Below are 18,180 nucleotides of genomic sequence, written 5' to 3'. Positions count from 1 at the left end.
GTAGGCTAAATTGAGTAGAAGAGGTGAAAGGAATGAAAGGGATGGACAATAATGCACCACATGGCTTTTTCGGAGGTGGATCGGATAGTTATGAACAAATGATGTTAATGGGAGGCGGACAACAAGGATATGGCGGAATTCCGAGCTGGATGGGTGGAACACCTGGAGGATTTTCCACATCAGTAGCTGGAGCGCAAACTGGAATTCCAACATTAACAGGAGGATTTCCATCATCAGTAGCTGGAGTGCAAACAGGAATCCCAACATTTGTAGGCGGAGCAGCGGGAGGAGTACCAGTAGGCGTACCAACTACATTCCCATCTTTCGTTGGAGGAGTAGGTGGTTATCCACAAGGTTTTTACGGTCAACATGGCCACCACGACGGTCATCATGGACACCATCATCAAGGTCACCATGGCCATCATGGACATCATCACCACCAAGGTCACCATGGCCATCATGGCCACCATCACCACCAAGGTCACCACGGTCATCATGGACATCATCAACAACAAGCACATCACCACGGCCACCATCATATACATCCGCAGGCTGTTCTTTATCAAATTCATCAAGATCACCATGGTCACCATGGCCACCACGGCCACCAAGGTCAACATGGTCATCATGGCCACCATCACCACCAAGGTCACCACGGTCATCATGGACATCATCAACAACAAGTACATCACCACGGCCATCAAGGCCACCACGGTCACCAAGGTCAACATGGTCATCAAGGTTACCAAGGCCAACAACACCAACAACACCAACAACACCAACACCAACAATACCAACAGTATCAACAACAACAATCTTCTCCTTGGACAGGTGGAATTGGAGCAGGAGGAGCGGGGGCAGCAGCAGGAGCGGCTAGCATTAGTGGAGCTGCAGGACATGCGGGACACGTGGGTCATTAATGATTGCCAGAAAAAAAGACATAATAAAAAACTGCTAGGAAATCCTAGCAGTTTTTTTCAGCTTCTTGACGCTGACGTTCAATTTCAGCACGAAGTTGTGGTTCTGGTGCTTGCCAGCCTTCAGGTTTTAGAATTTTACCGTCACCTTCACGGAATCGAGGCTTCCCATCAGGGAATAGTTTTGCCATGTTGGCGTTGTTTACAATTTCGAATCCTTTATCTGGACGTACGCCCATTTCTGCAAACGTTCCGAATGCAAAGTAAATAAGGTCAATCAGTGCATCGTATTGATCTTCAACAGTCGTTGCCTCTAGAAATTCTTCTAGTTCTTCCTGCATAAAACTTGCACGGATTTTTGCACGCTCTTCTGTTAATTTTGTTGGAGTATTTGTCACAGGATGTCCGAATACTTCATGCATTTTCGCAACAAGTTCGTATCCTTTATCTAAACCTTTTTCGTTTGTCATGTTGTTTCATCCTTTCTTACGTTATGCCGAAGTTTATTGTAACATAAGGTGATTATGAAATGAAAAGAACATCTTATCGAAATAAGATGTTCGCTCGTTATTCTTCTTTTTTTATTAAAAGGGATGAAATAAGATCGATGCCAAAAATACCGACCAGTAACATTGGTATAACGACAAGCAAGTAACGTGTGAAGGAAACATTTTTTAAGTATGTATGAGCAAATAAAAAGACGCCGAGAAATAAAATACCATTTAAAATAGGCTTTACTAATTTTTTAGACATAAGCTCCCCCATAAATATCTTCTCTCTCTATTTGATAATAAAAAAACTCCTCTCTCCGTTGTATCATGCTGGAGAGAGGAGTTCAATCATTTCTCATTCAATGACACCAGAATTTGTAATATTTACGGTGTATTTTATATGAACCGGAACATCTTTATACATTTGTCTCCATTCTTCTAATTTGAATGGGCGATAATGTTGCTTATACTTTGCACCTAGCCCGAGAGGGTCGACGCCTAAAGATTTAAGTTGCTTAATTAACTTAGCAGCTTGTTTATCTAATTGTTTTTGGACATCTTTTTCAATGTTTTTTGTGTTCTTGTTATTTTCTAAGTTAATTTGTTTTGATAGTTCTTGAATACGTGCATCAAGACGAACGTTAATGAAAAAAGAAGGCTTTCCGTTTTTAATTTTTATATCGTAAGTTGGAACAGAACGAATATTATTAATCATTACGTACGCAGAATCTGTTTTAAATTCATGTGAATCTAATTTATGTTTCTCTAATAGTCCTTTAAATATGAACATATCTTTTTCCGCAATTTTACCGATATATTTATCTTTTTTAAAAAGGCCAATTCCGGTAATTTTTATTTTATCACCATGCTTCTTTAGAATGGGAATATAGTAGTCTTTTCCTTCTTGATAATAGCGAAATGCTCCTATATGTAGATTATCCGCTGGTAAAGGTCCGGTCTCCATGTTATGTTCTAGCAATTTTTTTATATAAATTGCAACGTTGTATGAAGTCGAATATTTGCCCTTTAAAAGTTCAGTACCATTCCCATCTAATAAAGCAGCATATAAAGCGTTCCCTATATTCACATCTCGAAGTAATGTATCGAATGAAGTAGACATTCCTGTTTTGGCAAGCCTTATTGTATATAGAGCGACACGCATTTGTCCGCTAGCAAATGGTTGAGAAGACTCTAAAGATGTGTCTGCTTTTACTTGTTTTACTGCATTTGCACTGCCTTCAAAAACTTGAACTTTATTTCCTTTTTTCTGAATGGGACAAACGAATGTCACTTTTACTTTATTATCTTTTGCGACATCAAAAACGCTTCCTTGAATAAGTTGTACATCATCGATAATATTTTTTTGTAAACATCCAATTAGACTGAAGAATGTTATACAAGAAATAAGTATTAATTTGCTTGTGCTTTTGATTTTTTCCATTTTCTTTTCACCCACACAATAATAAATAGGATTGGGATGTATACATAAATGAGCCAAAAACTAACTTTTGATACATTACTAATAAAGTTATTAATATCGTGTCTGTTGGTTAAAAGTTGCGAAACAATGAGAGTGATAAAGATAAAAGCAATTAAAATACCCCTTTGTTTTACACGGAATATTTCATGTGTTCCTCTCATTGACGCCCATAAAGGGAGGATGAAACTTGAAATAATAACGAGTGCATAGCCTGAAATTGCAATATATTCGAGTCTTTCTATAAATGGTAATTGAATGACTTGGGTCATAGAAAGTTGGGCCCATATCGTTTTTAACAATTGTTTTTCACTAAAAAATGCAAAGGCTAAAAGGGTGCTAAATAAATATAGAAGATTTGAAAATAGTGCCCCGTATTGAGCAAATTTATGAGATTGCATAGGCTTTTTCACAAATGGATACACCATGAGGTAAATTTCAAAACCGGTCATACTGTAGATTGACAGTTGAGCGGATTTTAAAATGTCTGAAAAAGAATGTGTGAATATAGGTAGTAAATTATCCCAATGTGAATATTTCAAAACGAATAAGCTTAGAAATAAGTATCCTAATGTACCACCAACAGAGATGACGCAAATACCGGTAATTACACGAAATCCAGAAGAGATAATGTAATAGCTAACTAAGCATAAAAAGAGTGTTAACATAAAGGTGGAAGCGGTAGGAAACATCCATACTTGAATAATTTCAACATATGTTCGGATGACCGAAATACTAACGATTAAAAAATAAGCCATAAAGATGATGCTAATGCCATTTCCTAGCCATTTTCCAAATGTTTGCCGATGTAAATCAACTAAATTCCCATTTGTTTCTTTTAATAAGACATACATCATCCATATAAGAATATGGATGAAAATTCCTGTGATTATAACTCCCATCCATCCGTCGTATCCAGCGGCCTTTGCGATGATTCGAGCGAATCCGAGAACTCCAGCACCAAACTGTGCACCGTGAATTAAGAAGAAAACAAAGATAGGAGATATTTGATATTTTTCTTGAACTTTACTCATCAATGCACCTCATTTCTCAATCATCAAAATCTGATCTATGTTTTGTTGAAATTCCTTTCGCTGCTTTTTTTACATGTTGTGGTCTTGCTTGCACATCTCTCGTATCAATCATTGTTAATGGAAAACGAATCCAAGAATCTTTAACTGATTGTTGCCTTGTCGGATAAAACAAAGCGTACGGCTTACGTAAGGAAGTAAGTCTAAAGAGATGAGTAAATAAAAAGATAAATCCAAGAGAAATCCCGAACAATCCGCCTATTTCTGCAAACATAAGAAAAGGAAAGCGTAGTAATCGAACAGCGTTCCCCATTTTATAAATAGGTGTAATAAAGGAAGCGAGTGCTGATAGTGCAACGATAATTAATAAAATGTTACTCGTTAACCCAGCTTGTACAGATGCTTGCCCGATTACGATACCGCCTACAATACCGAGTGTTTGCCCAACTTTCATCGGTAACCTTGCGCCGGCTTCTCTTAATAAATCAATTGCAAGTTCTAAAAAGAGCGCTTCAATTAAAGGTGGGAATGGTACTTGTGCCCTTGATAAAATCAAAGTTTCAAGTAAATCACTTGGAATAAGTTCATAATGATAATTTAAAACTGCAACGTATAACGGTGTAGCGCAAATTGAAAATAGAACGGCAATTAATCTTAAAATCCTTGAAAATGTAGCGTACATCCAGGAGACGTTATAGTCTTCTGGTGAAATGAAAAAATCGAAATAGGATACAGGTGTTAGTAAAACACTTGGAGAACCATCAACGAAAATAGCGATTTTTCCATCAATTAGTGCTTTTGTAACTCTATCAGTACGTTCTGTATTGATATAGAGAGGGAAAATCGATTTTTCACCCATTAATTCTTGTAAATAAGCACTATCATTAATTTGATCATATTCAAGAGCGCGTAATGACTCTTCTAGAAAATCTACATTATCTTTTTCAGCAAGGTTGTCTAAATACATCATGACAACTTTTGTTTTTGAAAACTCGCCAATAATCATTTCTTTTGTTTGTAAATCTAAAACAGGAAGACGTTTTCGAACTAAATTAATGTTTGTATCAATATCCTCTACGAAACCTTCTTGCGGACCAATAACAGTTGATTCGTTTAAAGGAGGGGTTGGTGCACGATAATTATCAATTGCAATGTTTGCAAGCATACATTTTTGATCTTGCTGATTCAATTGAATAATCGCATGCCCCTTTAAAACCATATCCTCAATTTTTTGTAAGTCGTTCGTAATTGTAATGCCGCTCATTGGAATATGTTCTTTCAGCTCTTCTAGTGAAGCATTAGGTCGTTCCAAAAGAGTAGGCATTAAATATTTTTGTAATTTCTCTCCATCAAGCGAAGGACGATAGTAAGAAATCCAATAAGGCATCGTTTCATCGTCGGATGTATGATAATTCACAAAATCACTAGATTTTTTCAGCTTCTCTATTAAATTTTGTAAAGAATGGATACGGTCTTTTTCTGGTTTCGTAAAATCATAAATACTATTACCTTTAGAGTGTTGTTGCTTACTTTGAGAAGGTTCATCTTGCTTAGCGTTTTGTTGTTTATCTTGAGACGAATCACCTTGTTTAGCACCTTGTTGTTTATCTTGAGAGGAATCCTCTTGTTTAGTACTTTGTTGCTTATCTTGAGAGGAATCATCCTGCTTAGAGTTTTGTTGCTTATCCTGAGAAGAGTCATCTTGTTTAGAGTTTTGTTGCTTATCCTGAGAGGAATCCTCTTGTTTAGCACTTTGTTGCTTATCTTGAGAGGAATCATCCTGTTTAGAGTTTTGTTGCTTATCCTGAGAAGGTTCATCTTGTTTAGCGCTTTGTTGCTTATCCTGAGAGGAATCCTCTTGTTTAGTACTTTGTTGCTTATCCTGAGAAGAATCTTTTTGTTTAGTACTTTGTTGCTTATCCTGAGAGGAATCCTCTTGTTTAGTACTTTGTTGCTTATCCTGAGAGGAATCCTCTTGTTTAGTACTTTGTTGCTTATCCTGAGAAGAATCTTTTTGTTTAGTACTTTGTTGCTTATCCTGAGAAGAATCTTTTTGTTCGTGATTTTTACCTTTATTATGTTTCATACTTCTAGTCTGTTCTTTGTTATCATCCTCTTCATTGTTAGAATGCTGCTCCTGATTATCTGTTTCGTTTGCTTCTGGTTTATTTGATTTTTTTTTCTTACGTAACCAATTCCAAATCATGTGTATACCCTCTTTAATCTTGTAATATAGTGCTATTTTGTGGCTAATTTTGTATATTATTCATTTATTTATGAAAAGAAGAAGGAGATTAGTTTGCATGGAAAAAAATCTTTAGTAAGCAGTTCATACTATAACGGGAAGAGGGAGAATCTGTGCAAATTGTAAAAAAGGAGAAGTTTGTTTTAAAAGGGTTTACGTTTGAAAATGGCAGGGAAATTCCTGTTCAAATGGGATACGAGACATATGGTACGTTAAATAGAGAAAGGTCAAATGTGATTTTGGTTTGTCATTATTTTAGTGCAACAAGTCATGCGGCAGGAAAATATACAGTGCATGATGAGGAGTCTGGTTGGTGGGATGGGCTCATTGGACCTGGAAAAGCAATTGATACAAATAAGTATTTTGTTATATGTACAGATAATCTTTGTAATGTGCAGGTGAGAAATCCATATGTGATTACAACAGGACCGAAATCGATTAATCCAGAAACTGGAGAAGAATATGCTATGGATTTTCCGGTTTTTACATTTCTTGATGTAGCTCGTATGCAATATGAGTTAATAAAAGGTATGGGAATTTCAAGGTTACACGCTGTAATTGGACCGTCGGTAGGGGGAATGATTGCACAACAATGGGCGGTTCACTATCCACATATGGTAGAGCGGATGATTGGCGTTATTACGAACCCACAAAATCCAATTATTACGTCAGTAAACGTAGCGCAAAATGCGATTGAAGCAATTCAACTGGATCCAAGTTGGAAAGGTGGAAAATATGGAGAAGAGCAGCCGATAAAGGGGCTTCATTTAGCAAATAGAATGATGTTTATGAACGCGTTTGATGAGCATTTTTATGAAATGGCATTTCCTCGTAATAGTATAGAGATAGAACCTTATGAAAAGTTTTCTACACTAACATCATTTGAAAAAGAGATAAATAAAGCGACATATAGAAGTATAGAGTTAGTAGATGCAAATTCATGGATGTATACTGCAAAGGCAGTTTTATTGCATGATATTGCACATGGTTTTTCTTCATTAGAAGAATCTCTTTCTAACATAGAAGCGAATGTACTTATGATTCCATGTAAACAAGATTTGCTTCAGCCGTCTCGTTACAACTATAAAATGGTAGATATTTTGCAAAAACAAGGGAAGTATGCGGAAGTGTATGAGATAGAAAGTATAAATGGGCATATGGCGGGAGCATTTGATATTCATTTATTTGAAAAGAAAGTTTATGAATTTTTAAATCGGAAAGTATCTAGTTTTGTTTAGAAGACAAATGATGGGGAAAAGGTGCAATGTTTGTAGTAGGCACCTTTTTTTACATGATTTGTAGACGGAAAATATATGTGGCAATTGCTATACCGAAGAATGCGATACTAAGCAATAGAAATAAGAATGACATTTCTTGGGGTGATTTTATTTTTTTAGTATTTTTCATACTAAGAGTAATAATTGCAGCGATTAAGAAAATGATGCCCATTATGAAAAGGGAAAGTGTCATTTTCATTGGCTCCTTTCATAAGACAAGTATATTGAGGATACAATGCAAGAGTTATGTTTGTAAAGAATAAGTTTTGCGAGAAAATTGAGAAATAGTTTTTCGATTCTTTGCGTTCTTTCTTTTGCGTGCTAAAATTGGTAGAGAATGTTTGTGAAAAAGAAACTAAAGGTTTTATTGTATATAAGGAGGAACTACATATGACAGAAGTTAAAACAATTACTACAGAAGAGGTACAAGAGCGTTTAGAAAATGGAGAAACGTTATTTTTAGTAGACGTAAGAGAAGATGAAGAAGTAGCGGCAGGAGAGATTCCAGAAGCTGTACATATTAAAATGGGCGATATCCCACATAAAGTAGATTTCTTTAATAAAGAGAATGAATATATCTTTATTTGTCGTTCAGGAATGCGCAGTGAAAATGTATGTCATTATTTAAATGAGCAAGGATTTAAAACAGTGAATATGGTTGGCGGTATGCTTCAATATGAAGGTGAAACGAAATAGTTAATAGTTAAAAACTTGAAACGAGTCTGTTTCAAGTTTTTTTCTTTTGCATACAGTATAAAAAGGAGGAGGGGTAAATGGGGATTAATTTGCGTAAAGTAAAAATTATGAATAATACAGGAGCTGTTAATGTCGGCGACTGTTATGATATCTCGCCTTTAGCTGTAGCAAAAGTATATGCAGGTGCTGGAGGGTCGAGTGCGGCTGTTTTTTTTAATGGGAAAAGACAGCCAGAAGCAGTCATTAGAACATCAGTGTTTCTTCCGCCGTTAGCAACAAGTACACGTACATTAGGTTCATAGAGGAAAGGTAGAGTGTAATTATGCCTGCTCATATAAAAGAATTTGTTATTGTGAATAACACTGGGAATATATTTACCGGTGATAATTTGAGTGATACTTCATTTACTGCTTCGAAATCATATAGTGGTTCAATGGGGTGCACTTGGGTTGATGTTGTTACAGTAATAGGGACGGAGACGAAGCTTTGTTTACAGCCAGGTGATTCGGTGACGACAACATATACAAGAGGCACTCCTGCTGGTACTGTAACAGGAACAAATATGGGGCAAAGTGTAAATACATCGGGTATAGCACAAGCTGTCCCTAATACAGATAATATGGATTCAATTGCAGGACTCCCTTAAGGAATTAAGGGAGTTTTTATTATTTAAAATAAAAATAGTCTTGGAAATTATTTTTGTAAATAGATTAAGAAGAGGCTTATTTATTATGAAAAAGACGGTTTGTAGGTGGTGAAAGTGTGAAGAATCGTGATAATAATCGGAAGCAAAATTCGTTAAGCTCTAATTTTAGAATTCCACCAGAACTTATTGGGCCTACTTTCCCCCCTGTTCCAACTGGATTTACAGGTATAGGGATTACTGGTCCAACCGGTCCACAAGGCCCAACAGGACCTCAAGGACCAAGAGGATTACAAGGTCCGATGGGGGAGATGGGCCCGACAGGACCTCAAGGTGTGCAAGGGATACAAGGATCAGTTGGTCCAATAGGTGCAACTGGACCAGAAGGACAGCAGGGGCCACAAGGATTGAGAGGACCACAAGGAGAAACTGGAGCGACAGGACCGGGGGGTGTGCAAGGGCTACAAGGTCCGATTGGTCCAACGGGAGCGACTGGGGCACAAGGTATACAAGGGATACAGGGATTACAGGGGCCAATTGGAGCGACGGGACCTGAGGGATCTCAAGGAATTCAAGGCGTCCAAGGGTTACCGGGTGCAACTGGTCCACAAGGAATACAAGGAGCACAAGGGATACAAGGAACACCAGGACCGAGTGGAAATACAGGTGCAACCGGAGCGACTGGAGCAACTGGTCAGGGGATAACAGGCCCGACTGGAATAACAGGTCCAACTGGAATAACTGGACCATCTGGAGGACCTCCTGGTCCGACGGGGCCGACTGGTGCGACAGGTCCAGGTGGTGGACCGAGTGGAAGTACAGGTGCGACTGGAGCAACGGGGAATACTGGGGCTACAGGAAGTACAGGGGTAACAGGAGCAACGGGAAGTACAGGTCCGACTGGAAGTACGGGAGCACAGGGCTTGCAAGGAATCCAAGGGATTCAAGGACCAATTGGGCCAACAGGTCCAGAAGGTTCGCAGGGTATTCAAGGTATTCCTGGTCCGACGGGAGTAACTGGTGAACAAGGAATACAAGGAGTTCAAGGTATTCAAGGGGCAACGGGAGCAACAGGAGATCAAGGTCCACAAGGTATACAGGGGGTTATAGGGCCACAAGGGGTAACAGGGGCCACAGGAGATCAAGGTCCACAAGGTATACAAGGAGTACCAGGGCCATCAGGAGAAACAGGGCCACAGGGAGTTCAAGGGATACAAGGTCCGATGGGTGATATAGGACCAACAGGTCCAGAAGGCCCAGAGGGACTGCAGGGCCCGCAAGGAATACAAGGTGTGCCAGGGCCAGTTGGAGCGACGGGTCCAGAGGGTCCACAGGGGATACAAGGCATTCAAGGACCGGTAGGAGCAACAGGCCCACAAGGCCCACAAGGAATTCAGGGAATACAAGGTGTGCAAGGGATAACGGGAGCAACAGGAGTACAAGGAGCAACTGGAATTCAAGGGATACAAGGGGAAATAGGAGCAACGGGTCCAGAGGGGCCACAAGGAGTGCAAGGTGCTCAAGGGGCGATTGGTCCAACCGGTCCGATGGGGCCACAAGGAGTGCAAGGAGTACAAGGAATTCAAGGAGCGACGGGTGCACAAGGAGTGCAAGGTCCACAAGGAATTCAAGGAATCCAAGGTCCGACGGGGGCAACAGGAGATATGGGAGCAACTGGGGCGACAGGGGAAGGCACTACAGGCCCAACAGGAGTAACTGGTCCAACAGGGGTAACAGGCCCGTCTGGAGGACCAGCAGGACCGACCGGCCCAACGGGGCCATCAGGTCCGGCGGGAGTAACTGGTCCATCAGGTGGACCACCTGGCCCGACAGGAGCAACCGGGGCGACAGGAGTAACAGGAGATACTGGGGCGACAGGCTCAACTGGAGTGACAGGAGCGACAGGAGAAACGGGAGCAACCGGAGTGACGGGTTTACAGGGTCCGCAAGGAATCCAAGGTGTGCAGGGAGAGATAGGTCCAACAGGGCCACAAGGTGTTCAAGGTCCCCAAGGAATTCAAGGAGTAACGGGGGCCACAGGAGATCAAGGTCCGCAAGGGATTCAAGGCCCACAAGGCGACATAGGTCCAACTGGCCCCCAAGGAATTCAAGGCCCACAAGGTTCTCAAGGAATCCAAGGAGCGACAGGGGGAACAGGAGCACAAGGCCCACAGGGAATCCAAGGTCCGCAAGGTGACATAGGTCCGACTGGGTCACAAGGTCCAACTGGAATCCAAGGGATACAAGGAGAGATAGGTCCAACCGGGCCCAGAAGGCCAGAGGGATGCAGGGGCCGCAAGAGAATACAAGGTGTTCAAGGGCCAGTTGGAGCAACGGGTCCAGAGGGTCCTCAGGGAATACAAGGCATTCAAGGAGTGCAAGGAGCAACCGGCCCACAAGGTCCACAAGGAATACAGGGAATACAAGGTGTGCAAGGGATAACGGGAGCAACTGGAGCACAAGGAGCAACCGGAATTCAAGGGATACAAGGGGAAATAGGAGCAACCGGTCCAGAGGGGCCCCAAGGAGTGCAAGGAATACAAGGGGCGATTGGTCCAACAGGTCCGATGGGCGCACAAGGAGTGCAGGGAATACAAGGGATTCAAGGAGCAACAGGTGCACAAGGAGTGCAAGGACCACAAGGAATTCAAGGAGTGCAAGGTCCGACGGGAGCAACAGGAGATACGGGGGCAACCGGAGCGACGGGAGAAGGAACTACCGGTCCAACAGGAGTAACCGGTCCAACAGGGGTGACTGGCCCGTCAGGAGGACCAGCAGGACCGACCGGCCCAACGGGGCCATCAGGTCCGGCAGGAGTGACAGGTCCATCAGGTGGACCACCTGGCCCGACAGGAGCAACAGGTGCGACAGGAGTAACAGGAGATACCGGTGCGACAGGCTCAACTGGAGTGACAGGAGCAACGGGAGCAACCGGAGTGACGGGTTTACAGGGCCCGCAAGGAATCCAAGGTGTTCAAGGAGAGATAGGTCCAACCGGTCCACAGGGTATTCAAGGTCCCCAAGGAATCCAAGGAGTAACGGGGGCAACCGGAGCACAAGGTCCCCAAGGAATTCAAGGCCCACAAGGCGACATAGGTCCAACCGGCTCCCAAGGAATTCAAGGTCCACAAGGTCCTCAAGGAATCCAAGGAGCGACAGGGGCAACCGGGGCACAAGGCCCACAGGGAATCCAAGGTCCGCAAGGAGAGATAGGTCCGACCGGCCCACAAGGCCCGCAAGGAATTCAAGGCCCGCAAGGAATTCAAGGTCCAACGGGAGCTACAGGAGCAACTGGAGCTACAGGTCCACAAGGGATTCAAGGTCCCCAAGGAATTCAAGGCCCGCAAGGAATTCAAGGTCCAACGGGAGTTACAGGAGCAACCGGAGCGACAGGTCCCCAAGGAATTCAAGGCCCACAAGGAATTCAAGGCCCGCAAGGAATTCAAGGTCCAACGGGAGCTACAGGAGCAACCGGAGCTACAGGTCCACAAGGGATTCAAGGTCCCCAAGGAATTCAAGGCCCGCAAGGAATCCAAGGTCCAACGGGGGCTACAGGAGCAACCGGTTCACAAGGTCCAACTGGAGATACAGGTCCAACCGGAGCTGGAGCCACTGGAGCGACCGGGGCGACTGGAGTTAGTACAACTGCAACGTATGCGTTTGCGAATAATACATCAGGAACCGCTATTTCCGTTTTATTAGGGGGTACGAACGTACCGTTACCGAACAATCAAAATATTGGCCCAGGAATAACCGTTAGTGGTGGAAATACTGTATTTACAGTTGCGAATGCAGGAAACTATTATATAGCCTATACAATTAATTTAACGGCAGGTTTACTTGTAAGTTCTCGTATAACTGTAAATGGCAGTCCGCTTGCGGGAACGATAAATGCCCCGACAGTGGCTACTGGTTCATTTAGTGCAACAATAATCGCTAACTTGCCTGCTGGAGCCGCTGTTAGCTTACAGTTATTTGGAGTAGTTGCAGTAGCTACATTATCTACAGCAACGCCAGGGGCTACCCTAACTATTATTAGATTAAGTTAATAAGCAGAAAACCTTGAAACTTTTATGTTTCAAGGTTTTTTTATCTTTGTATTTGTAAGTAAACCTCGTTAACCAGGGGAGGGGATCCCCTCTAATTATTTAAAGTTTCACATTATTCTCTTGAGCAAAAACATCGCAGTTCGAAAATATATTATAATAGAATGAAAAGAAAGAAATTTGGCAGAAAGGGAGGGTGGCGATGCAGGAGATGGTTAAAGATTTTTTTGGACGCCCACTTCAAGATTTACGTATATCTGTCATTGATCGTTGCAATTTTAGATGTACATATTGTATGCCAGCGGAAATATTTGGGTCAGATTATGCTTTTTTGAAAGATGAGTTTTTACTAACTTTTGATGAAATTGAGCGTTTGGCAAAATTATTTGTTAACATTGGTGTACGAAAAATTAGAATTACTGGCGGTGAGCCACTACTTCGTAAAGATTTAACAAAACTTATTGCACGTCTTGTGAAAATTGATGGGCTAATAGATATAGGGTTAACGACAAATGCTGTACATTTAACGAAACAAGCGAAGGCATTAAAAGAAGCTGGATTACATAGAGTGAACGTTAGTTTAGATGCAATAGATGACGACATATTTAAGAATATTAATGGTCGAAATATTAATACGAAACCGGTAATTAAGGGAATTATAGCAGCTAAAGAGGCGGGGCTGGAAGTAAAGGTAAATATGGTTGTGAAAAAAGGGATGAACGATCATCAAGTACTTCCGATGGCTGCGTATTTTAAAGAGCAAGGAATCACGCTTCGGTTTATTGAGTTTATGGATGTTGGTAGTACAAATGGGTGGAATTTTGATCAAGTCGTTACAAAACGAGAATTGATTGAGATGATTCATAAGATGGATCCACTTGAGCCAGCTGAAGCGCATTACTTTGGTGAAGTTGCGAAGCGATATCGGTACGTTGGAACAAATGTTGAAGTTGGTTTTATTACATCTGTTTCTGAGTCATTTTGTGTCTCTTGTACGAGGGCGAGAATTTCGGCAGATGGAAAGTTTTATACGTGCTTATTTGCGACAGAGGGTTTGGATGTAAGAGAACTTCTTAGAGGAAATCTTTCGGATGAGGAGTTATTAAGTGTTATACAAGATGTATGGATGAATAGAAAAGATAGGTATTCGGATGAACGAACAGAAGAAAGTGCAAAAAATCGTCCGAAAATCGAAATGTCTTATATAGGAGGATAAGAAAGGGGGCTATCGCATGCAGGAGCGATATTCAAGACAAATATTATTTTCTGGTGTTGGAGAAGAAGGACAGAGAAAAATAAGAGAGAAGCATGTGCTTATTATTGGTGCTGGTGCTCTCGGTGCGGCAAATGCAGAAGCGATTGTTAGAGCAGGTGTTGGAAAAGTAACGATTGCTGACCGTGATTATGTAGAATGGAGTAATTTACAAAGACAACAACTATATACAGAAGAAGATGCAAAGCAGTATAAACCGAAGGCGATAGCGGCTGCAGAACATTTAAAAGCGATTAATTCTGAGGTGGAAATAAATCCGGTTGTGACGGATGTAACGGTGCAAGAAATGGAAGAATTAGTGAATGATGTAGATTTAATATTAGATGCGACAGATAATTTTGAAACGCGTCTTCTTATTAATGATATTTCACAAAAGTATAATATTCCGTGGATATATGGTGGGTGTGTCGGAAGCTACGGAGTAACGTATACAATTTTACCAGGGAAAACACCGTGTTTTCGCTGTTTAATGGAGCATCCAGCGAGCGGTGCAACATGTGACACAGCTGGTATTATACAACCGGCAGTACAATTAGTAGTTGCGCATCAAATTACGGAAGCGCTGAAAATATTAGTAGAAGACTTTGGTGCGCTTCGTGAAACGATGTTATCGTTTGATCTTTGGAATAATCAACAGATGGCATTTAAAGTGAATAGGCAGAAAAAAGATACTTGTTTATCTTGCGGAAGGTTACGTACATATCCGAGTTTAACATTTGAAGGACAAACGAAAACAGAAGTGTTATGTGGGCGGAATACAGTACAAATTCGCCCGGGTGTGCGGAAGAATTTTAATTTAGAAGAAATTAAAAAACGCTTACAAAGAAGCGTAGAGATAAAGGCGACACCTTATTTATTATCATTTCCGGTAGAAGAATATCGTTTTGTTTTATTTACAGATGGCAGGGCGTTCATTCATGGGACGAATGATATGAATGTAGCGAAAAGTTTATATGCAAGATATATAGGTTGAACCTAAAGGAAACCCTTTAGGCTCAACGGAGAGAGGATTATGAATTTCTCGTATAATCTCCACTTTTTCCACCTGTTTTTTCAAGTAAGTACGTTTCACCGATAATCATACCTTTATCGACAGCTTTACACATATCATACACAGTAAGAGCGGTAGCGGAAGCAGCTGTTAAAGCTTCCATTTCAACACCGGTGCTACCTTCTGTTTTAACTTTTACTTCAATGAGTAAACGATATTGTTCTTCTGATTGTTTCCAATCGAAAGAAACGTCAACACCTTTTAATAATAAAGGGTGGCACATTGGGATAATATCAGAAGTACGTTTCGCGGCCATAATGCCTGCGATTTGCGCAACTGCTAATACGTCACCTTTCCCAATTTCATTGTGAGAGATTTTATCGTAAATTTCTTTCGTAACGACAATGCTAGAGCACGCAATTGCTGTTCGAACGGTTGCTTTTTTGTCGCTTATATCAACCATTTTTGCGCGTCCTTGGTCATTGAAATGTGTAAATGAAGACATGGAATTCCTCCTTGAAGTAATTTCTATTGAATATATAAAGTTTAATCGAGATAAAAAAAATTGCAAATATGAGGTGAGAAACGATGGTAGAAAAACGAATTCCAATTCAAGTTGCTGAGGCAGTAGAACGGGTAATGAAATATGCGAAGCATGGTGAAGTAGAAGAAATTTCTATTACGGAAAGTTACGGGAGAATTCTCGGGGAAGATGTTGTCTCAGATCATGACGTTCCTCATTTTGATCGTTCCCCTTACGATGGTTTCGCCATTCGAGCAGAAGATACGAAAGAAGCAACTCAAGAGAATCCAGTTGAATTTGAAGTAATAGGAGAAATCGGGGCGGGTTCCGTTTTTTTAGAGGAAGTAGGAGCTTTTGAAGCAATTCGCATTATGACAGGAGCAGCTATTCCAGAAGATTGCAATGCAGTCGTAATGCTAGAGCTGACAGAAGGGTTTGAGAAGAACGGGAAAACATATATGAAGTTAAAACGCCCTTTTAATAACGGTGACAATGTGTCGTTTAAAGGAGAAGATATAAAACAAAATCAAGTTCTCGTTAAGAAAGGTGTTGCAATTAATCCAGGTGTTGCGGCCTTACTAGCAACGTTTGGATATAGCACGGTGAAAGTTGTAAAACAGCCTGTTGTCGGTATTGTAACGACAGGAAGTGAATTATTAGAAGTACATGAGCCGTTAGAACCGGGGAAAATTAGAAATAGTAACTCGTATATGATCGCAGCTCAAATTATGAAAGCTGGCGGGAAAGTTCGTTATTATGGTCAACTCGCGGATGAGTTAGATGCATGTTTTACAGCTGTTCAATCAGCGATGGATGAGGTCGACATTTTAATTACAACAGGCGGTGTATCAGTAGGAGATTATGACTACTTACCAGCTATTTATGAAAGATTACAGGCAAATGTACTCTTTAATAAGATAGCCATGAGGCCCGGAAGTGTAACGACAGTAGCTGAAGTTGATGGAAAGTTACTCTTTGGTTTATCAGGAAATCCGTCTGCTTGTTATGTAGGCTTTGAATTATTTGTGCATCCAATTATAAAAACGTATTTGTATGCGAAGGAACCTCACGTATATAGAGCGGATGCTATTTTACAAAAAGATTTTCCGAAGCCAAATCCATTTACTCGTTTCGTAAGAGCGAACGTAACAATTGTGGATGGGGCGTTACAAGCGATGCCGGTTGGTTTAGATAAATCGAGTGCGGTATCTTCACTTGCAGATGCGAATGCTTTTATCGTGTTACCCGGAGGAACGAGAGGATTTGAGACCGGAATGAAAGTATCCGTATTATTGTTAGAGCACTCTGAGGGATGTGAGTGGCCATGGGCGAAGCCCCTTCAATCTTACAAATAGTAGGGTATCAAAATAGCGGAAAAACGACACTTGTAGAGAAAATTGTGCATGCATTAGCCGAAAGCGAAATGAAAGTTGCTACAATTAAACATCACGGGCACGGAGGTTTTCCAGAAGTAGCGCAAAAAGATAGCGAACGACACCGTAAAGCTGGTGCTGTCGTAAGTAGTGTAGAAGGTGCTGGATTACTTTCACTTTCTTCACTAAGAAAGAAATGGTCCTTGCAAGAAATTATTCGCTTATATGAGTTTTTTAAAGTGGATACAATTTTAATAGAGGGCTATAAAAAAGAGAACTACCCGAAAGTAGTGTTACTTCGTTCTGCGGAAGATGCTGAGCTTTTACATAAAGTAGAAAATATAGTGGCGGTTATTACGTGGTATGATGTCCCAGTAAATATACGAGAAGAATATAAAGTATTTCATATAACAGAAGAAGAGTTGTACATAGACTGGTTTTTACAAACGGTTAGGAGTGCGAAATGACAAATACATATTATGAAGTAATTGATACAGAAATCTCGATTGAAGAGGTAACGAAGAAAGTAATTCGACGTGAATGCGGTGCTGTTACAACATTTATTGGAACGGTTAGAGAGTTTACGAAAGGGCGTCGTACATTATACTTAGAATATGTCGCTTATAAAACGATGGCAGAAAAGATGCTAGAGAAAATCGGATTAGAAGTGAAAGAGAAATGGCCAGGTACACACGTTGCGATTACACATCGCATCGGTACGTTGCAAATTTCTGATATAGCGGTTGTTGTTGCTGTTTCAACACCACACCGTAAAGCGGCTTATGAAGCGAACGAATATATTATGGAACGCATAAAACAAATTGTTCCGATTTGGAAAAAGAGTTTTGGGAAGATGGTGACTCATGGATTGGTGATCAATTAGAAAAAACACCATATCCGGCGGGAGAGCCTGGGAAGGAGCTATAAGTATGATTCGAGTATTGTTATTTGCGCACTTGCAAGAAGAAGCAGGGACAAGTGAATTACAAATAGAGAAAGAAAATATTACGGTTGCACAGTTAAAAGATGTTGTTGCGAACGAATATAATGTACCAGTTTCAGAGCCAATTATGGTTGCGATTAATGAAGAATATGCAAATGAAGATGACAGGGTCCAATCTGGTGATGTTGTTGCACTAATCCCACCAGTGAGCGGTGGTTAATATTGGATTCATTAAAACGACTTTCCTATATAGG

At 40.9% G+C, this 18,180-nt stretch carries 18 protein-coding genes and 1 pseudogene; 12 read left to right on the top strand and 7 right to left on the bottom strand.

Annotation, left to right across the window (positions count from 1 at the left end; genetic code table 11):
- Positions 1 to 32: 32 nt before the first annotated feature.
- Positions 33 to 920, top strand: coding sequence for a protein VrrB (locus BC_RS23625; protein ID WP_000677604.1), 888 nt, complete (start codon positions 33 to 35; stop codon positions 918 to 920).
- Between the two features lie 44 nt (positions 921 to 964).
- Here the strand turns inward: BC_RS23625 and BC_RS23620 are convergent, their stop codons facing one another.
- From BC_RS23620 to BC_RS23600, 5 genes are all read right to left on the bottom strand, one after another.
- Positions 965 to 1,387 (bottom strand): hypothetical protein, encoded by a 423-nt coding sequence (locus tag BC_RS23620; protein WP_000180554.1) that lies wholly within the window; start codon positions 1,385 to 1,387, stop codon positions 965 to 967.
- A gap of 97 nt (positions 1,388 to 1,484) precedes the next feature.
- Positions 1,485 to 1,670, bottom strand: coding sequence for a hypothetical protein (locus tag BC_RS23615; protein ID WP_000038781.1), 186 nt, complete (start codon positions 1,668 to 1,670; stop codon positions 1,485 to 1,487).
- 93 nt (positions 1,671 to 1,763) lie between these two features.
- Positions 1,764 to 2,849, bottom strand: coding sequence for a spore germination protein GerHC (gene gerHC, locus BC_RS23610; RefSeq protein ID WP_000411389.1), 1,086 nt, complete (start codon positions 2,847 to 2,849; stop codon positions 1,764 to 1,766).
- Positions 2,819 to 3,919, bottom strand: coding sequence for a spore germination protein (locus tag BC_RS23605; RefSeq protein ID WP_000049051.1), 1,101 nt, complete (start codon positions 3,917 to 3,919; stop codon positions 2,819 to 2,821). Before BC_RS23605 ends, gerHC begins: the two co-directional genes overlap by 31 nt.
- Before the next feature lie 16 nt (positions 3,920 to 3,935).
- Positions 3,936 to 6,122 (bottom strand): spore germination protein, encoded by a 2,187-nt coding sequence (locus tag BC_RS23600; RefSeq protein WP_000638066.1) that lies wholly within the window; start codon positions 6,120 to 6,122, stop codon positions 3,936 to 3,938.
- Between the two features lie 152 nt (positions 6,123 to 6,274).
- Between BC_RS23600 and BC_RS23595 the strand changes: the two genes are divergently transcribed.
- On the top strand, positions 6,275 to 7,399 hold the full coding sequence (locus BC_RS23595; protein ID WP_001167641.1) for an alpha/beta fold hydrolase: 1,125 nt from the start codon (positions 6,275 to 6,277) through the stop codon (positions 7,397 to 7,399).
- A gap of 49 nt (positions 7,400 to 7,448) precedes the next feature.
- Here BC_RS23595 and BC_RS23590 read toward each other — a convergent pair whose 3' ends face one another.
- Positions 7,449 to 7,631: a hypothetical protein gene (locus tag BC_RS23590; protein ID WP_000175905.1), complete on the bottom strand. Its 183-nt coding sequence runs from the start codon at positions 7,629 to 7,631 to the stop codon at positions 7,449 to 7,451.
- Positions 7,632 to 7,828: 197 nt separating this feature from the next.
- On the opposite strand from BC_RS23590, the gene BC_RS23585 reads away from it, so the two are divergent.
- From BC_RS23585 to BC_RS23560, 6 genes are all read left to right on the top strand, one after another.
- The gene (locus BC_RS23585) at positions 7,829 to 8,134 is read left to right on the top strand and encodes a rhodanese-like domain-containing protein (RefSeq protein ID WP_000141204.1); all 306 of its coding nucleotides are present in this window, start codon (positions 7,829 to 7,831) and stop codon (positions 8,132 to 8,134) included.
- 77 nt (positions 8,135 to 8,211) lie between these two features.
- On the top strand, positions 8,212 to 8,436 hold the full coding sequence (locus tag BC_RS23580; protein WP_000512469.1) for a spore germination protein: 225 nt from the start codon (positions 8,212 to 8,214) through the stop codon (positions 8,434 to 8,436).
- Positions 8,437 to 8,456: 20 nt separating this feature from the next.
- Positions 8,457 to 8,780 carry a hypothetical protein gene (locus BC_RS23575; RefSeq protein ID WP_001110858.1) on the top strand — a complete coding sequence of 108 codons (324 nt, stop codon included), beginning with the start codon at positions 8,457 to 8,459 and terminating at the stop codon, positions 8,778 to 8,780.
- Positions 8,781 to 8,896: 116 nt separating this feature from the next.
- Positions 8,897 to 12,826: a BclA-related collagen-like exosporium protein gene (locus BC_RS23570; RefSeq protein WP_000796079.1), complete on the top strand. Its 3,930-nt coding sequence runs from the start codon at positions 8,897 to 8,899 to the stop codon at positions 12,824 to 12,826.
- Positions 12,827 to 13,025: 199 nt separating this feature from the next.
- Entirely contained in the window at positions 13,026 to 14,039 is a 1,014-nt protein-coding gene (moaA, locus tag BC_RS23565) for a GTP 3',8-cyclase MoaA (RefSeq protein WP_001157119.1), read from the top strand.
- Between the two features lie 16 nt (positions 14,040 to 14,055).
- On the top strand, positions 14,056 to 15,069 hold the full coding sequence (locus tag BC_RS23560) for a molybdopterin-synthase adenylyltransferase MoeB (protein ID WP_001158098.1): 1,014 nt from the start codon (positions 14,056 to 14,058) through the stop codon (positions 15,067 to 15,069).
- Positions 15,070 to 15,106: 37 nt separating this feature from the next.
- Here BC_RS23560 and moaC read toward each other — a convergent pair whose 3' ends face one another.
- Positions 15,107 to 15,592 carry a cyclic pyranopterin monophosphate synthase MoaC gene (gene moaC, locus BC_RS23555; RefSeq protein WP_000094146.1) on the bottom strand — a complete coding sequence of 162 codons (486 nt, stop codon included), beginning with the start codon at positions 15,590 to 15,592 and terminating at the stop codon, positions 15,107 to 15,109.
- A gap of 83 nt (positions 15,593 to 15,675) precedes the next feature.
- Here moaC and moeA point away from each other — a divergent pair, with 83 nt between their 5' ends.
- The 4 genes and pseudogenes from moeA to moaD all read left to right on the top strand — a co-directional run bounded on the left by moeA (position 15,676) and on the right by moaD (position 18,146).
- Positions 15,676 to 16,965: a molybdopterin molybdotransferase MoeA gene (moeA, locus tag BC_RS23550; RefSeq protein WP_000229690.1), complete on the top strand. Its 1,290-nt coding sequence runs from the start codon at positions 15,676 to 15,678 to the stop codon at positions 16,963 to 16,965.
- A complete protein-coding gene (mobB, locus tag BC_RS23545) occupies positions 16,935 to 17,450 on the top strand; it encodes a molybdopterin-guanine dinucleotide biosynthesis protein B (RefSeq protein ID WP_000503325.1) in 516 nt (171 codons plus the stop codon). The genes moeA and mobB overlap by 31 nt, the downstream gene beginning before the upstream one ends.
- Positions 17,447 to 17,910 (top strand): annotated as a pseudogene (gene moaE, locus BC_RS23540) (molybdopterin synthase catalytic subunit MoaE). The gene mobB and the pseudogene moaE overlap by 4 nt, the downstream one beginning before the upstream one ends.
- 2 nt (positions 17,911 to 17,912) lie before the next feature.
- Positions 17,913 to 18,146, top strand: coding sequence for a molybdopterin converting factor subunit 1 (gene moaD / locus BC_RS23535; protein WP_000621778.1), 234 nt, complete (start codon positions 17,913 to 17,915; stop codon positions 18,144 to 18,146).
- Positions 18,147 to 18,180 lie beyond the last annotated feature (34 nt).

Origin of the sequence: Bacillus cereus ATCC 14579, assembly GCF_000007825.1 — a bacterium.
GTDB classification, from domain to species: Bacteria; Bacillota; Bacilli; order Bacillales; family Bacillaceae_G; genus Bacillus_A; species Bacillus_A cereus.
Note: the sequence above shows the minus strand (reverse complement) of the source record. Positions and strands in the feature narration are given on the sequence as shown.